The following is a 17,386-nucleotide window of genomic DNA, read 5'->3' as shown; positions in this document are numbered from 1 at the left end:
CATTCCTTCCCTTAGCTGTTGCTGTCGGATTCGGTGGACTGGCTGGTCGCGCGCTCGCGCAGTGCGGCCATCAGTTGAGGATCGGCGAGGAGCTTCTTCAGCTGGTCCTCGGCACCCACCTTGCCATCCATGTAGCGCAGCAGGTTGGCGAGCTGTTCACGCGCTTCGAGCAGCTTGGCCGTCGCCGGCACCTGGCGGGCGACCGCCACCGGCGTGAAGTCGGATATCTTGTTGAAGCGCAGGTTGACGGAGATCTTTTCGTCGGACCCGTCGCTGAGACGGTTGGCGACGCGCGCCGTCACGCCGGGCTGGATCGCCGCCATGCGGTTGTCGAAATTGTCCATGTCGAACTCGAGGAACTTGCGCTCCTCGACCTTCGTCTTCTCGATGCCGGGGTTGTTGCCGGAAAGATCGGACAGGACGCCCATGACGAACGGCAGTTCGATCAGCCGCTCGGCATCGTAGGGATCTTCGTAAGTGATGTGCACGCGCGGTGCGCGGTTTCGGCGAATGAATTTTTGACCGCTGTCGGTTGCCATTGGGTTGCCCTCTTCACAAAAAAATCTCTGCGGAAGCCGACTTGCACGACGCAGGCAGGGAAGTGCCTCGGTCTTTCGTCGGCGGAGCTTCCTTCCGTTCAGTTAGTCCCGTCGAACGGAAGGCGGGTTCAATTCGATTTGTCGATCGCCTTCAGAGCGCCCTCGGGCAGCACTTCGTTCAGCAGGCTGAGGAAGTCTCGCTGTGAGAGTTCGCGTGCGCGATCGACCAGGAACGGGATCGGGCTGGACGGCTCCGCGGCTCGGAAGAACGACGCGACCTTGCTCAGCAGGTCCAACGCCTGGGCTCTGTTTTCGGCTGCAAAAACAGCGTCTTGAGCCTCGTTTTCGGCCGCGGATGGGAGCGAGGTGGCGAACTCCGCCATGCGCTCGATCGGCAGGTCGAAGACCTTGTCGCGACCGATATTGATGGCGGCGCTCTCGACGTGGGCCGGCATCAGCATCCGCATCACTTCGATAAACGATTTGCCAACCATGTCCTGCGCCTGCCGCACCAGCAACAGCGCCGGGCTCGACGGTTCCTTTCGAGCGAAATAGTCGGCAGCCGCCGCCAGCGCCGCGGACGCCTGTCCGGGTGACATCACTGCGCCGGCGATTTCGATCGGAGGCTGCGGGCCGTCTTGAGCAGTCTCGTCCGGAGACGGGGCAATTGCGGCCGGATCGCGTGCAGCGACCAGAGTCGCGAGCCAGCCGGCCATGCCATTCGCGACACCCGCCAGCCGGTCGAGACTGATGGGTTGCCCCGAGTTCAACTTTTCGTGCCAAACCGATTTGATGCCGGCGATCTCGGCAGCGACCGCGGAACAGCGGGCGCTCACCGCCTTGAGGGTGTCGAGATCGGTCTCGCTGACGATGCGCTCGATGGTTCCGAGATCTGGCGTGTCGACATCGGCATCGCCGGCGGGAATTTCGCCCTTGGCAATCTGATAGGCACGGTAGTTGAGGCTGCCGTGCCTTCGATTTTCGATCAGGGGGAGGAATTGGAGCGGGTTGATCACCGTCGGAAACACGTCGATCGCCTCGATGGTGACGGCACGAAAGGCATAGTCGCCGTCCTCGCCCCTCGGGTGAACCGCTTCCCATTGTTCGCGGAGCAGCAGGGTGGTTGCCCGCAGGCAGCCGAGGAAGCCGTCGAGATCGCGGTTCAGGATGGAAAACTTGGCGAGCAGCATGGTCAGGCGCAGATCGCGGGTGCGAGCCAACAGGGGCTGCGCAGCGGCGAACTGGCCGGCAATATCGATGGCCTTCGGGTCGAAGCGTCCGCGCTCTCCATTCGCGTTGACGACCTCGAAATACGACATCGGCAGCAGCGATTCCGCAGCTGCGAAGAAGTTCAGGTACTGGACGTCGCCGGCCGCATCGAGGTCTGGCCCGCAGGGATCGTCGGGGTCGATGGGCTGGGTCAGGGATACGACGTCGAGCATGCAAAGAGGATCCGTCTGCGGGCCCCTGGCCCCTCTGCCAGGTCCATGACATCTAGCGGATCACGCGGGGGATCATGATCCGATTGACTGGTAGGTCAGATCAACGCCGGCCTCGGTTCATTCCCGCGATGATGGCGGTTTCCCGTGAACCAGCAAGCGCTTGGAACCGACTACATGAGTGCCGCAGTGGCTTCCCCGGGCGGGTGCGTTGCCGCGTCAGGAGAGGTGACACCGAGCGGACTTGCCGGCCATCCCACCGATGGCCGGCTCGGATTTCGGTCGTTCGTGCTTGACCGCCCGATGCGCCGGTTGCGCAGCTCGTGCGGTCAACGAGGGAGTTTAACGCCCACATGGGCCAGCTTACCCAGGATACCCGCCTCTGCGAGCTCAAGACCCCCCTTGGCAAGGACGTTCTGGTTTTTGCCCGGTTCGAGGCCGCCGAAGGTCTGAGCGAACTGTTCGAATACCGCATCGAATGTCTCAGCGAGGAAGCCGATCTCGACTTCGATCGGGCCATCGGCAAGCAGTGCACCCTCACCATCAAATTGCACGAGAAGGAACGCGAGTTCAGCGGCATTCTCACGGAAGCCCAATGGCTGGGGGTGAAGAACGACTATTTCAGTTACCGGATCGTGCTGAGGCCCTGGTTGTGGCTGCTGTCGCGGACCACCGATTGCCGGATCTTTCAGGACAAGAAGGCGCCCGACATCATCAAGGAAGTCTTCAACGAGCGCGGCTTCACTGATTATGAGTCCAAGCTTACCGAAGAGGGCTCATGTCCAAAGCTCGAATACTGCGTTCAATATCGCGAGACCGATCTGGATTTCGTGTGCCGGTTGATGGAACAGCACGGGATCTACTACTTCTTCAAGCATGAAGGCGGCAAGCACACGCTGGTGCTGGCCGATTCCAAGTCCTCGCACAGTCCAATCAACGGCCTCGCGAAGATCCCCTACATCCCGCTCACCGGCTCCGATCGTCGCGGCGAGCAGCATATTTATGAATGGGCGTCCGAGCGCCGGTTCCGCACCGGGAAGATCGAGCTCAACGATTACAACTACCAGAAGCCCAACGCGCAGATGATCAGCGACGCCAAGGGCTCCGAGCACTACACACGATCCGAGATGGAGTTCTACGACTATCCCGGCAAGTTCAAGGAGAAGTCCGACGGCGAGCGATATGCGAAGATCCAGCTCCAGGCCGAGCAGGCGATGGATCGGCGCCGTCGGGGCAACGGCGACGCCGTCAACCTTTTCCCCGGCGGACTAACCAAGCTCGAGAAGCACTCGAAAGACTCGCAGAACGTCGAATATCTCGTGGTACGAGCCGCGCATTCGTTTTCCATCGAATCCTATCGCACTGGCGGCCCCGGCGACGCCGGACAGCATGTCTACTTCGGCAGCTACGAATTTCTGCCGAGCGATCGGCCGTTTCGAACTCCCATGACGACGCCGAAGCCGAGGATCAACGGCATTCAGACAGCCAAGGTGGTGACCAAGGACGACAATTCGAGCGAGGAGATCGACGTCGAGTCGCTGGGCGAAATCTATGTTCGCTTTTTCTGGGATCGGAAGAAGAAGCGCTCGTGCCGGTTGCGCGTGGCGCAAGTCTGGTCCGGCAAGCGCTGGGGCGGTCAGATCATCCCGCGCGTCGGGCAGGAGGTGGTCGTGGAATTCCTGGAAGGGGATCCCGACCGGCCCCTGGTGATAGGGACCGTCTACAACGATGAATACAAGCTGCCTTACGACCTGCCGTCCAAGAAGACGATTGCGGGTCTGAAGTCCGACTCGACCAAGGGAGGAGGCGGCTACAACGAATGGAACTTCGAGGACAAGAAGGGGTCCGAGAAGATCACCGTGCACGCCGAGAAGGACTACGACGTCACGGTCCGCGACACCGAGACCAGGACCATCGGTGAGGCGGCGTTCGGCGGCGATACTCGTAAGACCACGCTCAAGAACGGCAACGACAAGCTTGATATCCAATTGGGCGGTCAGCACGTCAAGCTGGCGATGGATCAGTCCGTCGATGCGGGCCTGAGCATCACCCTCACGGCCAACGTCAACATCACCCTGCAGGTTGGCCCAAGCCAGATCATCCTGTCTCCAGCCGGCATCGTCATCAACGCGCCAACCATCACCATGACCGCGCAGGCCGCCATGGCGCTCGCGGCCGGCGGCCCGCTGGTTGCCCACGGCACGCCAACCATTGTCGGCTGACAGCCATGAATCAGGTTCGGTTCAGCACAGTCCACGATCTCTTTGAAGCCTATCCGCTGGCGCGCTACGACGTCGGCAAAGCCGCTCCGGATAAACTGTCGTTGGATTTCCTGCAGGAGGCGGCCGATGCGGGCAACTGGCACCAGGCTGTATCCTTCTGCGCGTATCTGCTCCCCAGGCGCGTGGCCGTCGCCTGGGGCTGTCGCTCGTTGCGGCAGATGTTCGACCATTTCGACGGCAATGAAGGCAGGTCGCTCAGTTTTGCCGAGACCTGGGTCCGGCAACCGGACGAGCAATCGCGCAACAAGGCTTTGGCGGTCGGCAACGCCAACGATCCCGAGCAGCCGGCGACCTGGCTGGCGCTGGCGGCGGGTTGGTCTGGCGGAAGCGTGGTTCCCGCGGAATTTGCACCGGTCGAAGCCAAGCCGGACCAGACAGCGCGAGCGGTTCGCGCAGCCCTTTTGATCGGCCTCTGCCGGCTTACCCGTGAGTCCAGGGACCGGATAATGACGGCCTGCCTGGAGGATGGTATTCAATTGGCACGCGGCGAACCGCGCCCTCCACGCTGACGAGACGATGTGATGGTGCTTCGCTTCAACATCGAGAACGAGCCGAACCTTCCAGACGGCGGCCCTATGTCATTTACTGTCACCGGAAGGCGTTCGGTCGACATTGGCCGGGACCGCCATCTCGACTGGACATTGCCCGATCCGGCACGGATGATTTCGGGGAAGCATTGCGAGGTCCATTATCGCGACGGCGGCTACTGGCTGCACGACGTCTCGACCAACGGCACCTTTCTCAATGGTGCCGACCAGCGTATGCGGGGAGCGCATCGGCTGCGCAACGGCGATCGGCTCGTCATCGGCCACTATGTCATTGGCGTTTCGCTGGACCTGGATGAGCCTGCCGAGGGCACGCCGAGCCATGGTGCGCAGCAGCAAGCTCCGCTCGCTCAGCAGCACGCCGATTACCACGAGCTGTGGGCTCCCGGTCGCGACGTGCCGCCGCCAATCGACCCGCAGCAGTTGCGAAAACCGCGCGAGGCCGCGCGGCCCGTCAATCCGGAATTCCTGGACTGGGCAGCGAGCGTTCCCGCGGCGGGTGTGGATCCTGTCCGCCATTCGCCGCAGATGCCTCAACGCGAGCCGCCGCTGCACGACGACATGAGCTGGGCAGCCGGTCCGGTCGCCACGCCAAAACCGCCGGTCGACGTGCTGCACGCGATGCCGACGCCGCGCCGACCGTCGGTATGGGCCGACGACGAAGCGGCTGCCCCGCCACCGCCGGCGCCTTCACCGGCAGGGCATGTGGGAGCGCCGCGGCCGCAACTGGCCGAGCCGGCACCGGCCACGGCCGCGTCGATCGGCAATCCGGAGTTTGCGCGCCTGGTCGCACGTGCTGCCGGGCTGCCGGACGGTTTCTTCGCCGACAAGACCGAAGCTGAACTCGCGGAACAGCTCGGCGTCATCCTGCGCATGACCGTGGAAAACTTGATGGCCCTGCTGCAGGCGCGCACCCAGGCCAAGCAGCTGACGCGCAGCACCAGTCAAACCACCATCCAGGCCATCGAGAACAATCCGCTGAAATTCTCGCCGACCGCGGAAGACGCGATGCGTATCCTGTTCGGGCCGCCGACCCGCAGTTACCTCGATGCGCCGCATGCCTTCGCCCAGGGCTTCAAGGACCTCAAAACCCATCAATTGAAGACTTATGCGGCAATGCAGCATGCCGTCCGGGGACTGATCGCCAGTATCGATCCGACGCTGATGGCGCGCGAGCTCGAGCTTCAGCGCGGCGCAAGATCCTTGTTTGGCTCGAACAAGAGCAAGCTCTGGGACGAATTTTTGACGCGCTGGAACGCGCATCTCGGTCGCGACGAAAGCGCGCCGATCGATACCTTCATGCTGCATTTCTCCGAATATTACGACCGCGCAGACAAGTCGGGGTCAAAGTGAACTGTCGGTGACGATGCAGTCGCCGATCATTGCCAAGTGGATGTAGGAATGTCCTGGTACAGCAAAGTTTTCTGGTCGGAAGGCCTGTTCCTGCGACCGCATCATTTGCAGCAGAACGATCGCTATCTCGAGCATCTGCTGGAAAAGCGCGTTCGTTACACGACACCGTATCCCTGGGGCTTTGCCCAGCTCGAGATCGATAACGATCTTACCCAGCAGAGCAAATTCGCCGTGCGCAGTGCGACCGGCGTCATGCCGGACGGAACGCCGTTCGATATTCCTGCCGACAGCCCGATCCCGGAAGCCATCGAAGTGCCGGATTCGGCCGCAGGCCAGATCGTCTGGCTGATGATGCCGGTCGCGGCGCCCAATACGCGGGAGGTGGATGAGGATCGCACCGACAGCGCAAGTCGCTACGTTCGGACTGCCGAAACGTTTATCGATTCAACCTCGGCGCTGCGCATCGAAGAAGAGATCGACGTTGTCTATCCACGCCTGTCGTTCGAGCTGCGCAAGACGAGCAAGCCGGGATACATGGGTCTCGGCATCGCTCGCATCCTCGAAGTGCGCGACAAGAATATCCTGTTCGACGACAAGTTTGTGCCGCCGATGCTGGTCTGCGCCGCGCATCCGGTTGTCGATGGCTGGCTCAATCGAATCATCGGCTGGGTCGAGACCAAGCTCGACGAGCTTGCACGCTACGCAGTCGATCCGTCGTCCGGCGGCGGTTTGCAGAGCGTCGATTATCTCGTGCTGCAGGTACTGAACCGGACCATTCCGGTGCTGACTCATTTCAAGCGATCCGGCAGCGTACATCCCGAGCGGCTGTACGAGGAATTGCTGAGGTTTGCCGGTGAGCTTGCGACCTTCGCGACCACCGAACGACGCGCACGTGACTACCCGGCATACGATCACGACAACCTCGAATACGTCTTCACGCCCCTGGTGCGCGACATCCAGGATTTCCTGAGCGCGCGGCTGGGCAGGCGGGCGATTCGTCTGGAGATCATCGAACGCGCCCAGAACGCATTTGTATCGCCGATCCGCGATCGCGCGTTGTTCCGAAATGCGACCTTGGTGCTGGAGGTCGCCGCGCGGCGACCTCTCGTGGAGATTCAGAATGAATTCCCGCATCTGTTCAAGGTCGGGCCCAACACGAAAATGACCGAGATCGTGCACGCAAACCTGCCGGGTTTGACCTTGGTGCATCTGCCGACGCCGCCACCGCACATCCGAGCCATCACAGACCACGTCTATTTCTATCTCGATCGCAAGTCGCCGCTGTGGCCCGAGTTCAGCACAGCGGCCTCGATCGGGATGCATTTTTCCGGCGACTGGCCGGAGCTTGAGTTGTACCTTTGGGCCATCCTGGAAGAGCGGCCATGACCGACAGGGACAAGCCGGTTAATCCTTTCGGTCGGGGTGAGCGGACCATCATCCGTCCGAACCCCGGCGGGAAGATGCCGCCGGCTCCGGCCCCTCAACCTCCGGCAGGCGAGGGACCTGCCAGCCGTCCAGCGTACTCACCATCGCCCATGGCTTCGCCTGGTGCCCCTTCGCCGCCCTCATTTTCTCCCACACCGCAGAGCGCAAGCTACGCCGCCCCGCCGACCAGCCAGCCCTCAGAGGAATGGATTTCGACGCCGGCGCAGGCTCAGGCGCCGCAACCGATGCTGCCGCCCGGACCGCCCTTGCGTGTCGACGATCTGGTTGCGCCAAACGCCAATCCGGTAATGCGCGCCGGCGGCCCTTTGCTGCAGTTGCTCGGCCGGCTGCGCGTCGCGCTGATGCGGGCGTCATTCGCGAGCCTGATGGAGCAGGTCGCCGACGCCATCAAGTTCTTCGAAAAGGATATCCGCTCGGCGGGCATTTCCGAGCACCAGGCCAATACGGCAAAGTATATCCTGTGCGCGACCGCCGACGATATTGTGCAGCACATTCCGACCGACGACCGGCACGTCTGGGCCCAATACTCGATGCTCAGCCGGTTCTTCGGCGAGCGCGTGGGCGGCGTACGCTTCTTCGAGATTCTCGACCATTTGAAGACTGATCCGCTCGTCAACTATCCGGTGCTCGAGCTTCAGCACGCCTGCCTTGCGCTCGGATTCCAGGGCATCCACCGGACGTCGCCGGGCGGACTTGCGAACCTCCAGATGATCCAGCGCAACCTCTATGAAACGCTACGCCGGGTTCGGCCCAAGCCGACCAACGATCTGTCGCCGCACTGGCGCGGACAGGCCTTGGCCGGTCGGCGGAAGCGCTTGCGCATTCCGGTCTGGCTGGTGGCGGCCGTGGTCGCCGCGCTGCTGACCGGATCCTATTTCGTTCTGCGAACGTTGCTGGCTGGCCGCGCCGAGAATGCTGCGCAAGTCGCGCTGGCACTGCATCCCGGCGATCCGATCGAGCTCAAGCGCCGCGTCGTTGCGCCGCCGCCACCACCGCCTCCGCCGCCACCGCCGGACCGCATCACCCAGCTGCAGCGCATTCGCAACGCGCTTGCGCAGGAGAAGACGGCGTGCGCCATGACCGCGGATCAGACCGCGAGCTTCATCGTGATCAGGGTGTGCGATCTCGCATTGTTTGCCTCGGGCCAGGCAACCATCCTGGATGGTTTCAAGCCGATCGCGGCCCGCGTTGCCGCGACGCTCGACAAGGAGCCGGGACGAATCCGGGTGGTTGGCCATACCGACAGCTCGCCGATCCGCACCGTGCGTTTCCCCTCGAATTTCGAATTGTCGGTCGAGCGCGCCAAGGCGGTTGCCGCCGCGCTGAAACCCGGCCTGGCCGATGGTTCGCGCGTTGATGTCGACGGCAAGGGATCGGATTCACCAATTGCCAGCAATTCGACACCCGAGGGACGTGCCAAAAACCGTCGGGTCGAAATTTTCATCGAACGTAGCGAATAAGCGGACGCCAGAAGCTCACGCGATAAGCGACAGGTACCGGTCAATATGCTCGCCAAGGACATTCTACGCATCGTTCTCTATGGAGTCGGGCTCAGCTCGCTTGGAGCAGTGATCTACCTTGCCGGTCCCTTCGTTGCTTTCGGCGACTGGCATCCGTTGGAAAATCACATCGTTCGCCAGATCGCGATCCTGCTGCTCGGCGCGGCGGCGGCAGGCATCACCGGCCTTCATTTCTTCAAGCGACGCAAGAATGCCAAAGAGATCGCCGACGGCGTCAGCGCTGCGGACCAGGCTGTCAGCGACGAGCCGGTGCTCAAGGAGCGCATGAAGGATGCGCTCGCAACGCTCAAGACCGCGAGCGGCAACAAGTCCGGATATCTCTACGATCTACCCTGGTACGTCATTATCGGTCCGCCAGGTGCGGGAAAGACCACTGCGCTGGTCAATTCGGGGCTCAAGTTTCCGCTCGCGCGCGGGGCGACGCCGGCGGCGATCGCCGGGGTCGGCGGGACTCGCTACTGCGATTGGTGGTTTACCGAGGAAGCGGTGCTGATCGATACCGCCGGTCGCTATACGACCCAGGATTCAAACAGCAAGGCCGACAAGGAAAGCTGGCTGTCCTTCCTGGACATCCTGAAAAAAAATCGGTCGCGCCAGCCGATCAACGGCGTTCTCGTCGCAATCAGTCTGGAAGACGTGCTGACGCTGCCGAAGCAGGAACTCGCGCTTCATGCCGATGCCATCAGGATGCGGCTCCTCGAGCTGCATCAAAGGCTGAAAGTGAGCTTCCCGGTCTACGCGCTGTTCACCAAGGCCGATCTCGTTGCCGGTTTCACCGAATATTTCGCCTATCTCAGCGAGGCCGGCCGGCGCCAGGTCTGGGGCGCCACGTTCCAGACCGCCGACAAGACCCAGAATCTGGTGGGACAGGTCCCGGTCGAGTTCGATCGCCTGCTGGAGCGTCTGAGCGAGGAAACGCTCGACCGTCTGCAGGACGAGCCGACGCCGCAGCACCGGGTGCAGTTGTTCGGCTTCCCGGCGCAGATGGCGCGGCTCAAGCCGCAGATACACGATTTCCTCAACCAGATTTTTGAGCCGACACGGTATCACGTGAATGCCAATCTGCGTGGGTTCTATTTCACGTCGGGCACCCAGCAGGGCACGCCGATCGATCAATTGATCGGATCGTTGGCGCGTACGTTCGGCGCGGAGGAAGTCGGTGCCGGATCGTACTCCGGAACCGGCAAGAGCTATTTCCTTGCCGATTTGATTTCGAAGGTCATCATCGGCGAGGCCGACTGGGTCTCGACCGACCGCGCTGCGGTGCGCCGCGCCTTGATCCTCAAGACCGCGGCGCTGTCGCTGATAGGTTTGGTGGCGATCGGACTGGTCGGTGCGTGGCTGACCAGCTACAAGCGCAACTCCGACCTGATCGAGCAGAGTTTGCAGGCGGACAACGAGTATGCGGCCGCCGGGGCGCCGCTCATCAAGCAAACGCTGATCGCCGATCACGATCTCGACAAGGTGCTGCCGCTGCTCTATCGGCTGCGGAACGCCCCGGCCGGCTATGCCTCACGGAATGAGCCGGTCGCACTGTCGGCGCGCTACGGGCTCAGTCAGCACGCGCGCCTGTTGTCGCCCGCGAAGGCAGCCTATCACACCGCGCTTGAGCGCATGTTCAGGCCTCGCTTGCTGTACCGTTTGGAAGAGCAGCTCAATGCGCGCATCAACGAGCCTGCCTTCGTCTATGAGGCGCTGAAGGTCTACCTGATGCTCGGCGGCCTGCAATCCCCGGACCGCGAGCTCATCCGTTCCTGGATGCAGCGCGACTGGGCGGACAACCTCTATCCTGGCGCGACCAATGCGGAAGGGCGGCGTCTGCTCGACGAAAATCTCGTCGCCATGTTCGACCTCGAAACCGAGCAGCCGCCGCTGGTCGAGCTTGACGGACGGCTGATCAAGCAGGCCCAGAATTCATTGGCGCGCCTCAGCGTCTCGCAACGCGCCTACGAGTTCCTGAAGTCGGAGGCTCGAGGATCGACCGCCGGCGACTGGATCGCCAGCCGCCGAGGCGGTCCGGACGTGGCAGTTGTCTTCGAAACCACGACTGGGCAGCCCCTGGACAACGTGCGGGTACCCGAGTTCTTCACCTACAACGGCTTCAATCAGAAGTTCATCGCTCGACTGCCCGGATTGTCGGAGCGCATGAAGCGGGAGCGGTGGGTCTTGGGTGACGCCGGCCAGCAATCGGCAATCGACCAGCAGTATGACAATCTGGCTGGCGATCTGCTTAGCATCTACTCCAATGAGTTCGTGACGACGTGGCGGACCGCGCTCGGCAGTCTGCGTCTGAAGAAATTGCTCGCGGACAAGCCGAAATACGAGGTGCTGAGGGCGCTTTCGGCGCCGACTTCGCCGATGCGGCAAATCCTGGAGTCGGTGCGCGATGAGACGATGCTGACCAAGGAACGCCCGAAGCCGGCGAGCGGCGGCACGCCGGCCGCGCCGCCCGCGGTGACCGCGCCGGCGCTGTTCAACAACGCCCAGGATGGTACGCCCGGTGCGGCGATCGAGTCGCAGTTCAAACCCTACCATGCAGTGCTTGAAGGGGAGAGCACCCGCCGGCCGATCGACTCGACGATCGCAAACCTGAACGACATCGCGCAGAATCTGACGCTGATGGTCGAGAATCCGCAGCTGACGGCGCAAGCAACGGCGGGGCTTCAGACCCAGGTTGCGGCGCTGCGCAACAATGCCTCGCGTATGCCGCCACCATTTTCCGATATGCTGCGGGCGGCGGCCGCGGAGTTCGAAGGCAGCATCGCCGCCTCCACGGCCGGTCAGATCCTGCAGTCGTTGCGCGATCAGGTCACGCCGGTCTGTCAGCAGACGGTGACCAACCGCTACCCGTTCGTACGGAGCAGCGGTCAGGAAGTCCCGCTCGCGGACTTTGCCAAACTGTTCAGCCCGAACGGTGTCATGGACAAGTTCTTCACTCAGTTCCTGGCGCCTTATGCGGATACGTCGCGATCCGAATGGGTCTGGCGGAAGGAGAGCCCCGTCGGCCGATCGTTCTCGCCCGATACGCTAAAGCAGTTCCAGAACGCAGCCTATATCCGCGATGCCTTTTTCCAGACTGGCGGCGGTGTGCCGGCGGTGTCCTTTGCGATCCGGCCGCCGGCCGCGCGGCCGGACCCGGCATCACAGTCAAGACCGAGATCGGCGGCACGACGATCACGAGCCCAACCACACCAGGACCAGCCGCAGCTCCCTCCATGTTTGGTGCGCCGCAACCCGCTCCTCCGCCGCCGCCGCCGCAGAGCAATTCACCGACGACGGTGCTCTGGCCCGGCCCATCGCCGCGGACGGCAATTTCGGTCAGCAACGAGACTGGCTCGCCGTCCGTACTCGAGCGCATCGGCCCCTGGTCATTGTTCCGAATGCTGGAGGCCGGCTCGCTGGTCGCCAAGGCGGAATCCGCCAGCGCAACGTTCATTGTTGCCGGACGTGAGCTCAACTATCAGATTTCGACCGGATCGCTGCGCAATCCGCTAAACCTGTCAGTGCTCCGCGAGTTTCGTTGCCCGACCGGAATATGACCATGCGATGCGGCTTATTCGGCAAGATCGGCGCGAAGCGTGATTTCATCGCGATCGCGACGCCGCGCAGCTTCCTCGAAGTCTGGGAGCCGTGGGTGCAGGCCGCCATCTCCGCAAGCCGCCATCAACTCGGCGCCGGCTGGCAGGAAGCGTTCCTGACCGCGCCGATTTGGCGATTCTGGCTTGGCGCCGCGATCTGCGGCACCACCGTCGCGGGAGCGATCATGCCCTCGCTCGACGGTGTGGGGCGATACTATCCGTTGACGCTGCATGCGGTGCCGGATGGTGACGCCGCGCTGTCGCCGCCGCAGATCGACCCGCAGGACGAGTGGTATGGGCAAGTGGAGACGTTCCTGCTCTCGACCCTGGACCGGGCTGCGACGTTCGAGCAGATCTCCGATGCACTGGATCGTCTCGCGCTTCCCCGTCTGCGGACGCCGGGGACCGATCGACCGCCGGTCGTGTCGCTGAGTGATGCGACGCTGAGAATGGTTTCGACGGTCGATGGGTTTGCCGAGTCGTTCGGCACGCTCTGCGGCGCCAACCCTCAAGTCTATGCCGCGGCTAGTTTCTGGTGGACCGCCGGGGGCGAAGGGTTCTCGCCGACCGCACTGTGTTGCCGCGGATTGCCGGATCCGTTTCGCTATTCCACGTTGCTGACCGGCGACGTTGGCCGCGAAGTATCCGGGACGGGATGACGCGCGATGGCACACGTCCCCTCCTTGTTCGATGTCGGTAGCGTCACTCACGCCGGACGGGTGCGGGCGCGGAACGAGGATGCGTGCCTGGTAAGAACCGACGTCGGCCTGTGGGCCGTCGCTGACGGTATGGGCGGTCACGAGGCGGGCGATCTTGCCAGCCGCATCGTGGTGGAGTCGCTTGATTCCATCGGCGCGCCGGACTCCGCGGCGGACCTGCTGGCGCAATGCGAGGCGCGTCTGTTCAGCGCCAACCAGCAGATCCTGGCACTCAGCCATGAAAGGCAGGGTGCCATTGTCGGGACCACGACGGCAGTCCTGCTGGTGCGCGACGGCCATTATGCCTGCATCTGGGCGGGTGACAGCCGGGTGTACCTGATCAACCGCCACGGCATCACACAGGTGTCGCACGATCACAGCGAGTTGGAGGAGCTGATCGCCGATGGCGCGCTGTCGCGCGAAGAGGTCCAGGACTGGCCGAGCAATGCCATCACCCGTGCTGTCGGTGTCGTCGCCGACCCCGAGCTCGAGGTGGTGACCGGTCCGGCCGAACCGGAAGATATCTTCGTGATTTGCAGTGACGGCTTGACACGGCACGTGCGGGACGACGAGATCGAGCAGCACGCGGCCACCCGCCTTGCCCAGACCGCCTGCGACGACATGCTCGCGCTCGCACTTGATCGCGGCGGACTCGACAACGTCACGATCGTGATCGTGCGATTGCTCGCGCCACGATCCTCAGAGCCGACGAGGACGCCGCTTGATCAGGAGCCGCGACCATGACCGCGAACGATCCGTTTCGGTCATCCTACCGCGGTGTGCCGGCCGGCACCCGGCTCAACGGCATTTACGAGATCGAGGCGATGATCGGGGCAGGCGGCATGGGGGAGGTCTACCGATGCCGCGAGATCCAGACCGGATCGCCCGTCGCGGTCAAGATGCTGCTCCCCGACATGGTCGACAACGAGGCGGCGCTTGCGCTGTTCCGCCGGGAGGCGGCGGCGCTTCACAATCTTCCGCACGAAGCAATCGTTCGCTACTTCCTGTTCACGGTCGAGCCCGCACTGCAGCGCCCGTATCTGGCGATGGAGTTTGTGAACGGACGCTCGCTGTCGAACATGCTCGACGATGGGCCGCTGACCTTCGAAGCGCTGATCAAATTGATGCGGCGGGTCGCATCGGGCCTTCAGGCCGCTCACGAGCACGGCATTATCCATCGCGATGTCTCCCCCGATAACATCATCGTGCCGCTCGACGATGTAAGGCGGGCGAAGATCATCGACTTCGGGATCGCCCGATCGACGCAGATGGGCGACAAGACCATCATCGGCTCCGGCTTCGCCGGCAAGGACAATTACGCGTCGCCGGAACAGGTCGGCTTGTACGGCAATGATGTCACCGCGAAATCCGACGTCTACAGCTTTGGTCTCGTGCTGTTCCATGCCCTGACCGGACAGAAGCTCGATATGGGCGGGAGCCAGTTTCAACTGGTCGAGAAGCGTCGGCGCGTGCCCGATCTCGGCGCAGTGGACATGCGCATCAGGCCGCTTCTCGAGAGGATGCTGCAGCCGGACCCGGCCTTGCGCCCGACCATGGCGGAGGTCGCCAACGGGACGCCGGCGGGTTCGGCGCAGCCGTCCGCGGCACCGCTCTACGGCTTCGATCCATTGGGGAAGCCGGAAGCCGGGACGTCTGCGCGGCAGGAGCGGGTGCCATCAACCACACGGAACTCTCGCCGCATCTGGCTCAGCGCTTGCGTCGCGGGGCTGCTGCTTCTGCTGGGCGGCGGTGGGTACACCTTCTATAAATTTGTCTGGAAGACATCGGGCTTGGCGGCCTTGCCGCCGCCTCCGAAACTCGCCGGGACATCCGCGCCGACGAGCGAGCCTGCTCCGCCACCGCCGGCACGTCAGGAGCCGGTGAAGCTGCCGTCTCAGCCGACGTTGACGCCGTCTCCGTCCCTCGACGGGCCGGGTCGAGCCGAGCGCATCCGCAAATATGTTGCCCAGTATGCGGGCGGCGACTGCTTCTTCATCCTGCCTGTTGCCGTGAGCTCAAGCGCAGCCGTCATTGAAGGCTTCGGCGCTTCGACCGCCCCGTTCGATACCTTCGACAAGGCGTTTCGAAAGGAGCAGGGATTTGAGGCTTCGGTCGGCGTCAGGCAGGTGAATCAGGCACAATGTCCGGCCGTCAAATTCCTCAGTCAGGTCGGAAGCGATCAAGCGCGGGCGCCGCGCATCAACCTGTCGGCGACGGAGCTGAAGGCCGGCGAGACCCTCAATGGGACCGTCGAGAATTTTGCCAACCGGGTGGTGGAACTGCTCATGGTCTCGGATCGCGGCGAGGTGCGGAGTTTGTCCTACCTCCTGAAGCCGGGTGTCGACTCGCTTTCCTTTGCCCTGCCGATGGAGCGTACGACCGGTCCGCAACTCCTGTTGGCCGTCGCAGCCCCGCGGGTCCTGGATTCATTGCGCCAGCCGCGACCGATGGCTGCCGACACATTCTTCCTGCAGGCAACCAGCGAAGCTCAACGCGGCAACGTGACCATCACCGCGGCTGGACGCTATGTGATGCTCACCAATTGAGCTGCCGTTCAGAACTTGCCGATCATCAGGATCTTCAGGTCGGCATCCGGCTTGAAGTCGCTCGCCGTGAACTGCCGCGCGTTGTCGGCAGATGACGGCTTGAGCCGCCCTGGACAAAAACTGACCAGACGGTCGTCGCCGCCCGGATCGATCGTCAACGTGAAGGACCGGATTGGACCCGCCCAGTTCGCACCCGTCTTGAGCACGTAGGAAATACGCCGCTCCTGCAGCTTTGCGGTGTTAGCCTGGCTGTCACCTGTGCGCTTGTCCAATTCGGCAAGGAAGGCATCCGTAACGCAATAATCTCTCCGGTATCGCTCGACTTCCGGGCCTAGCGCCGCGCTGTGACGCAGACCGGAGCGCAGGACCGTGTCGGGGCTGGAGCCGACGCTCGGGCGATATTGATGTTCGACCGTGACGGTACGCGCCGCTGGGAACACTTGCTCGCGAACAGCCGACGTCCTGGTTATCCAGCCGGGCGTGTATTGCTGGCGACCGTTGTCGCTCATGCCGGCAGGCATCAGAAGGCCATCATCGATCAGCTTCGTGCGGGTTGTCGCCGGCAGGTCGGCCACCCGTATCTCCCGATCACCGAGCGGCAGCAAAGGCAGCTTGAACTGACGGAGGAGGGCGGTGACATCCTTGTTGCCGACCATGGCGCGCTGGTCGATGGCCAGCGGCACCGGGTTGCCGTCGATCCTCGTCTCGAACGCGACGAAGTTGACTGGATCGCTCGATGGAAGCGCAATGCTCTCGGCTTCGGACAGGTCGATGTCGGGCAGCGGAAAGGCGACCGTGAGTGCAACCGGCTTGCTCGTCTGGTTGACGAATTGGTAGCGAACGCTGACCCGGTCCAGCCCGATACGAAGCTCCTCGCTCGCCATGGCCACGTCCTTGGTGCGGACGAATTGCAGCCCGCCGATGGACAATTCGGCCGCCGAATCGTTCGCCCGCGCAGGCCAGCCGGTTGCGGCCAACAGGGCGATCATCAAGGCTCGCGACCTCAACGACTGCCCGCTTAACGCTCCATTTGCCATGCCGGCCTCCATGCGGCGCCCCAGCGTCTGCCCGTGTGGGTCAATCGATCGCCTGGTAAAGGTCGCCCCATTCCGGTTTCCAGACGCCATCGGGGTCGCAAACCACGATCGCGAGCTTCATGTCATTGGCGAGACGGATTGCGCCGCGAAAGGCATCCTGGGCCGGCATATGGGCGCTGACCTGGTCGCTGCTCAGGCGTCCCCCGCTTGCGGCGGCCGGCAACACGATTGACCCGGAGGCGCCGGCATTGTCGCGTCTCAAAACCAGAGTAATCGCGTCGGGCTGGATTTCACTGACTTGCTCAAATCTGTTTCTGGCCATGATTTTGCACTGCAAGCTGAAGGAGTTCGGACTATCACCGTCCAGTGAAAGAGTTGAACGGGATCGGGGTTGCTCGCCACT

At 63.0% G+C, this 17,386-nt stretch carries 12 protein-coding genes and 1 pseudogene; 9 read left to right on the top strand and 4 right to left on the bottom strand.

Annotated elements, in window-relative coordinates:
• Positions 1 to 11: 11 nt before the first annotated feature.
• Positions 12 to 539 (bottom strand): type VI secretion system contractile sheath small subunit, encoded by a 528-nt coding sequence (gene tssB, locus ACVIHF_RS19090; RefSeq protein ID WP_092082334.1) that lies wholly within the window; start codon positions 537 to 539, stop codon positions 12 to 14.
• Positions 540 to 667: 128 nt separating this feature from the next.
• Positions 668 to 1,981 carry a type VI secretion system protein TssA gene (locus ACVIHF_RS19085; RefSeq protein WP_253608163.1) on the bottom strand — a complete coding sequence of 438 codons (1,314 nt, stop codon included), beginning with the start codon at positions 1,979 to 1,981 and terminating at the stop codon, positions 668 to 670.
• Between the two features lie 350 nt (positions 1,982 to 2,331).
• Here ACVIHF_RS19085 and ACVIHF_RS19080 point away from each other — a divergent pair, with 350 nt between their 5' ends.
• The 9 genes and pseudogenes from ACVIHF_RS19080 to ACVIHF_RS19040 all read left to right on the top strand — a co-directional run bounded on the left by ACVIHF_RS19080 (position 2,332) and on the right by ACVIHF_RS19040 (position 15,946).
• Entirely contained in the window at positions 2,332 to 4,200 is a 1,869-nt protein-coding gene (locus tag ACVIHF_RS19080) for a type VI secretion system Vgr family protein (protein ID WP_253608164.1), read from the top strand.
• Between the two features lie 5 nt (positions 4,201 to 4,205).
• Positions 4,206 to 4,769 (top strand): DUF6931 family protein, encoded by a 564-nt coding sequence (locus ACVIHF_RS19075; protein ID WP_225160378.1) that lies wholly within the window; start codon positions 4,206 to 4,208, stop codon positions 4,767 to 4,769.
• A 12-nt stretch (positions 4,770 to 4,781) separates the two neighbouring features.
• Positions 4,782 to 6,158: a type VI secretion system-associated FHA domain protein TagH gene (gene tagH / locus ACVIHF_RS19070; protein ID WP_456792419.1), complete on the top strand. Its 1,377-nt coding sequence runs from the start codon at positions 4,782 to 4,784 to the stop codon at positions 6,156 to 6,158.
• Between the two features lie 48 nt (positions 6,159 to 6,206).
• Positions 6,207 to 7,544: a type VI secretion system baseplate subunit TssK gene (gene tssK, locus ACVIHF_RS19065; protein WP_028335406.1), complete on the top strand. Its 1,338-nt coding sequence runs from the start codon at positions 6,207 to 6,209 to the stop codon at positions 7,542 to 7,544.
• 284 nt (positions 7,545 to 7,828) lie between these two features.
• A complete protein-coding gene (tssL, locus tag ACVIHF_RS19060; RefSeq protein ID WP_256558703.1) occupies positions 7,829 to 9,064 on the top strand; it encodes a type VI secretion system protein TssL, long form in 1,236 nt (411 codons plus the stop codon).
• A 45-nt stretch (positions 9,065 to 9,109) separates the two neighbouring features.
• Positions 9,110 to 12,663 (top strand): annotated as a pseudogene (gene tssM, locus ACVIHF_RS19055) (type VI secretion system membrane subunit TssM).
• Entirely contained in the window at positions 12,660 to 13,361 is a 702-nt protein-coding gene (tagF, locus tag ACVIHF_RS19050; protein WP_456792418.1) for a type VI secretion system-associated protein TagF, read from the top strand. The pseudogene tssM and the gene tagF overlap by 4 nt, the downstream one beginning before the upstream one ends.
• Positions 13,362 to 13,367: 6 nt before the next feature.
• On the top strand, positions 13,368 to 14,144 hold the full coding sequence (locus ACVIHF_RS19045) for a PP2C family protein-serine/threonine phosphatase (RefSeq protein ID WP_253608172.1): 777 nt from the start codon (positions 13,368 to 13,370) through the stop codon (positions 14,142 to 14,144).
• The gene (locus ACVIHF_RS19040; protein WP_253608175.1) at positions 14,141 to 15,946 is read left to right on the top strand and encodes a serine/threonine-protein kinase; all 1,806 of its coding nucleotides are present in this window, start codon (positions 14,141 to 14,143) and stop codon (positions 15,944 to 15,946) included. Before ACVIHF_RS19045 ends, ACVIHF_RS19040 begins: the two co-directional genes overlap by 4 nt.
• Before the next feature lie 8 nt (positions 15,947 to 15,954).
• On the opposite strand, the gene ACVIHF_RS19035 is transcribed toward ACVIHF_RS19040, so the two are convergent.
• Together ACVIHF_RS19035 and ACVIHF_RS19030 are read right to left on the bottom strand one after the other, a co-directional pair.
• Positions 15,955 to 16,935: a DUF4424 domain-containing protein gene (locus tag ACVIHF_RS19035; RefSeq protein WP_253608177.1), complete on the bottom strand. Its 981-nt coding sequence runs from the start codon at positions 16,933 to 16,935 to the stop codon at positions 15,955 to 15,957.
• Between the two features lie 88 nt (positions 16,936 to 17,023).
• Entirely contained in the window at positions 17,024 to 17,320 is a 297-nt protein-coding gene (locus ACVIHF_RS19030) for a hypothetical protein (RefSeq protein WP_253608182.1), read from the bottom strand.
• Positions 17,321 to 17,386 lie beyond the last annotated feature (66 nt).

The sequence above is a fragment of the Bradyrhizobium sp. USDA 4506 genome (assembly GCF_054058795.1).
The sequence above is the reverse complement of the archived record's forward strand: the minus strand, read 5'-3'. Positions and strand labels throughout refer to the sequence as shown.

Bases quoted from the DNA above. Each gene is read 5' to 3' on its own strand.
- ACVIHF_RS19040 (WP_253608175.1), top strand. From the start codon at position 14,141: ATGACCGCGAACGATCCGTTTCGGTCATCCTACCGCGGTGTGCCGGCC.
- tagH (WP_456792419.1), top strand. From the start codon at position 4,782: ATGGTGCTTCGCTTCAACATCGAGAACGAGCCGAACCTTCCAGACGGC.
- tagF (WP_456792418.1), top strand. From the start codon at position 12,660: ATGACCATGCGATGCGGCTTATTCGGCAAGATCGGCGCGAAGCGTGAT.
- ACVIHF_RS19085 (WP_253608163.1), bottom strand. From the start codon at position 1,981: ATGCTCGACGTCGTATCCCTGACCCAGCCCATCGACCCCGACGATCCC.
- ACVIHF_RS19080 (WP_253608164.1), top strand. From the start codon at position 2,332: ATGGGCCAGCTTACCCAGGATACCCGCCTCTGCGAGCTCAAGACCCCC.
- tssB (WP_092082334.1), bottom strand. From the start codon at position 539: ATGGCAACCGACAGCGGTCAAAAATTCATTCGCCGAAACCGCGCACCG.
- ACVIHF_RS19075 (WP_225160378.1), top strand. From the start codon at position 4,206: ATGAATCAGGTTCGGTTCAGCACAGTCCACGATCTCTTTGAAGCCTAT.
- tssK (WP_028335406.1), top strand. From the start codon at position 6,207: ATGTCCTGGTACAGCAAAGTTTTCTGGTCGGAAGGCCTGTTCCTGCGA.
- ACVIHF_RS19045 (WP_253608172.1), top strand. From the start codon at position 13,368: ATGGCACACGTCCCCTCCTTGTTCGATGTCGGTAGCGTCACTCACGCC.
- ACVIHF_RS19035 (WP_253608177.1), bottom strand. From the start codon at position 16,935: ATGATCGCCCTGTTGGCCGCAACCGGCTGGCCTGCGCGGGCGAACGAT.
- tssL (WP_256558703.1), top strand. From the start codon at position 7,829: ATGCTGCCGCCCGGACCGCCCTTGCGTGTCGACGATCTGGTTGCGCCA.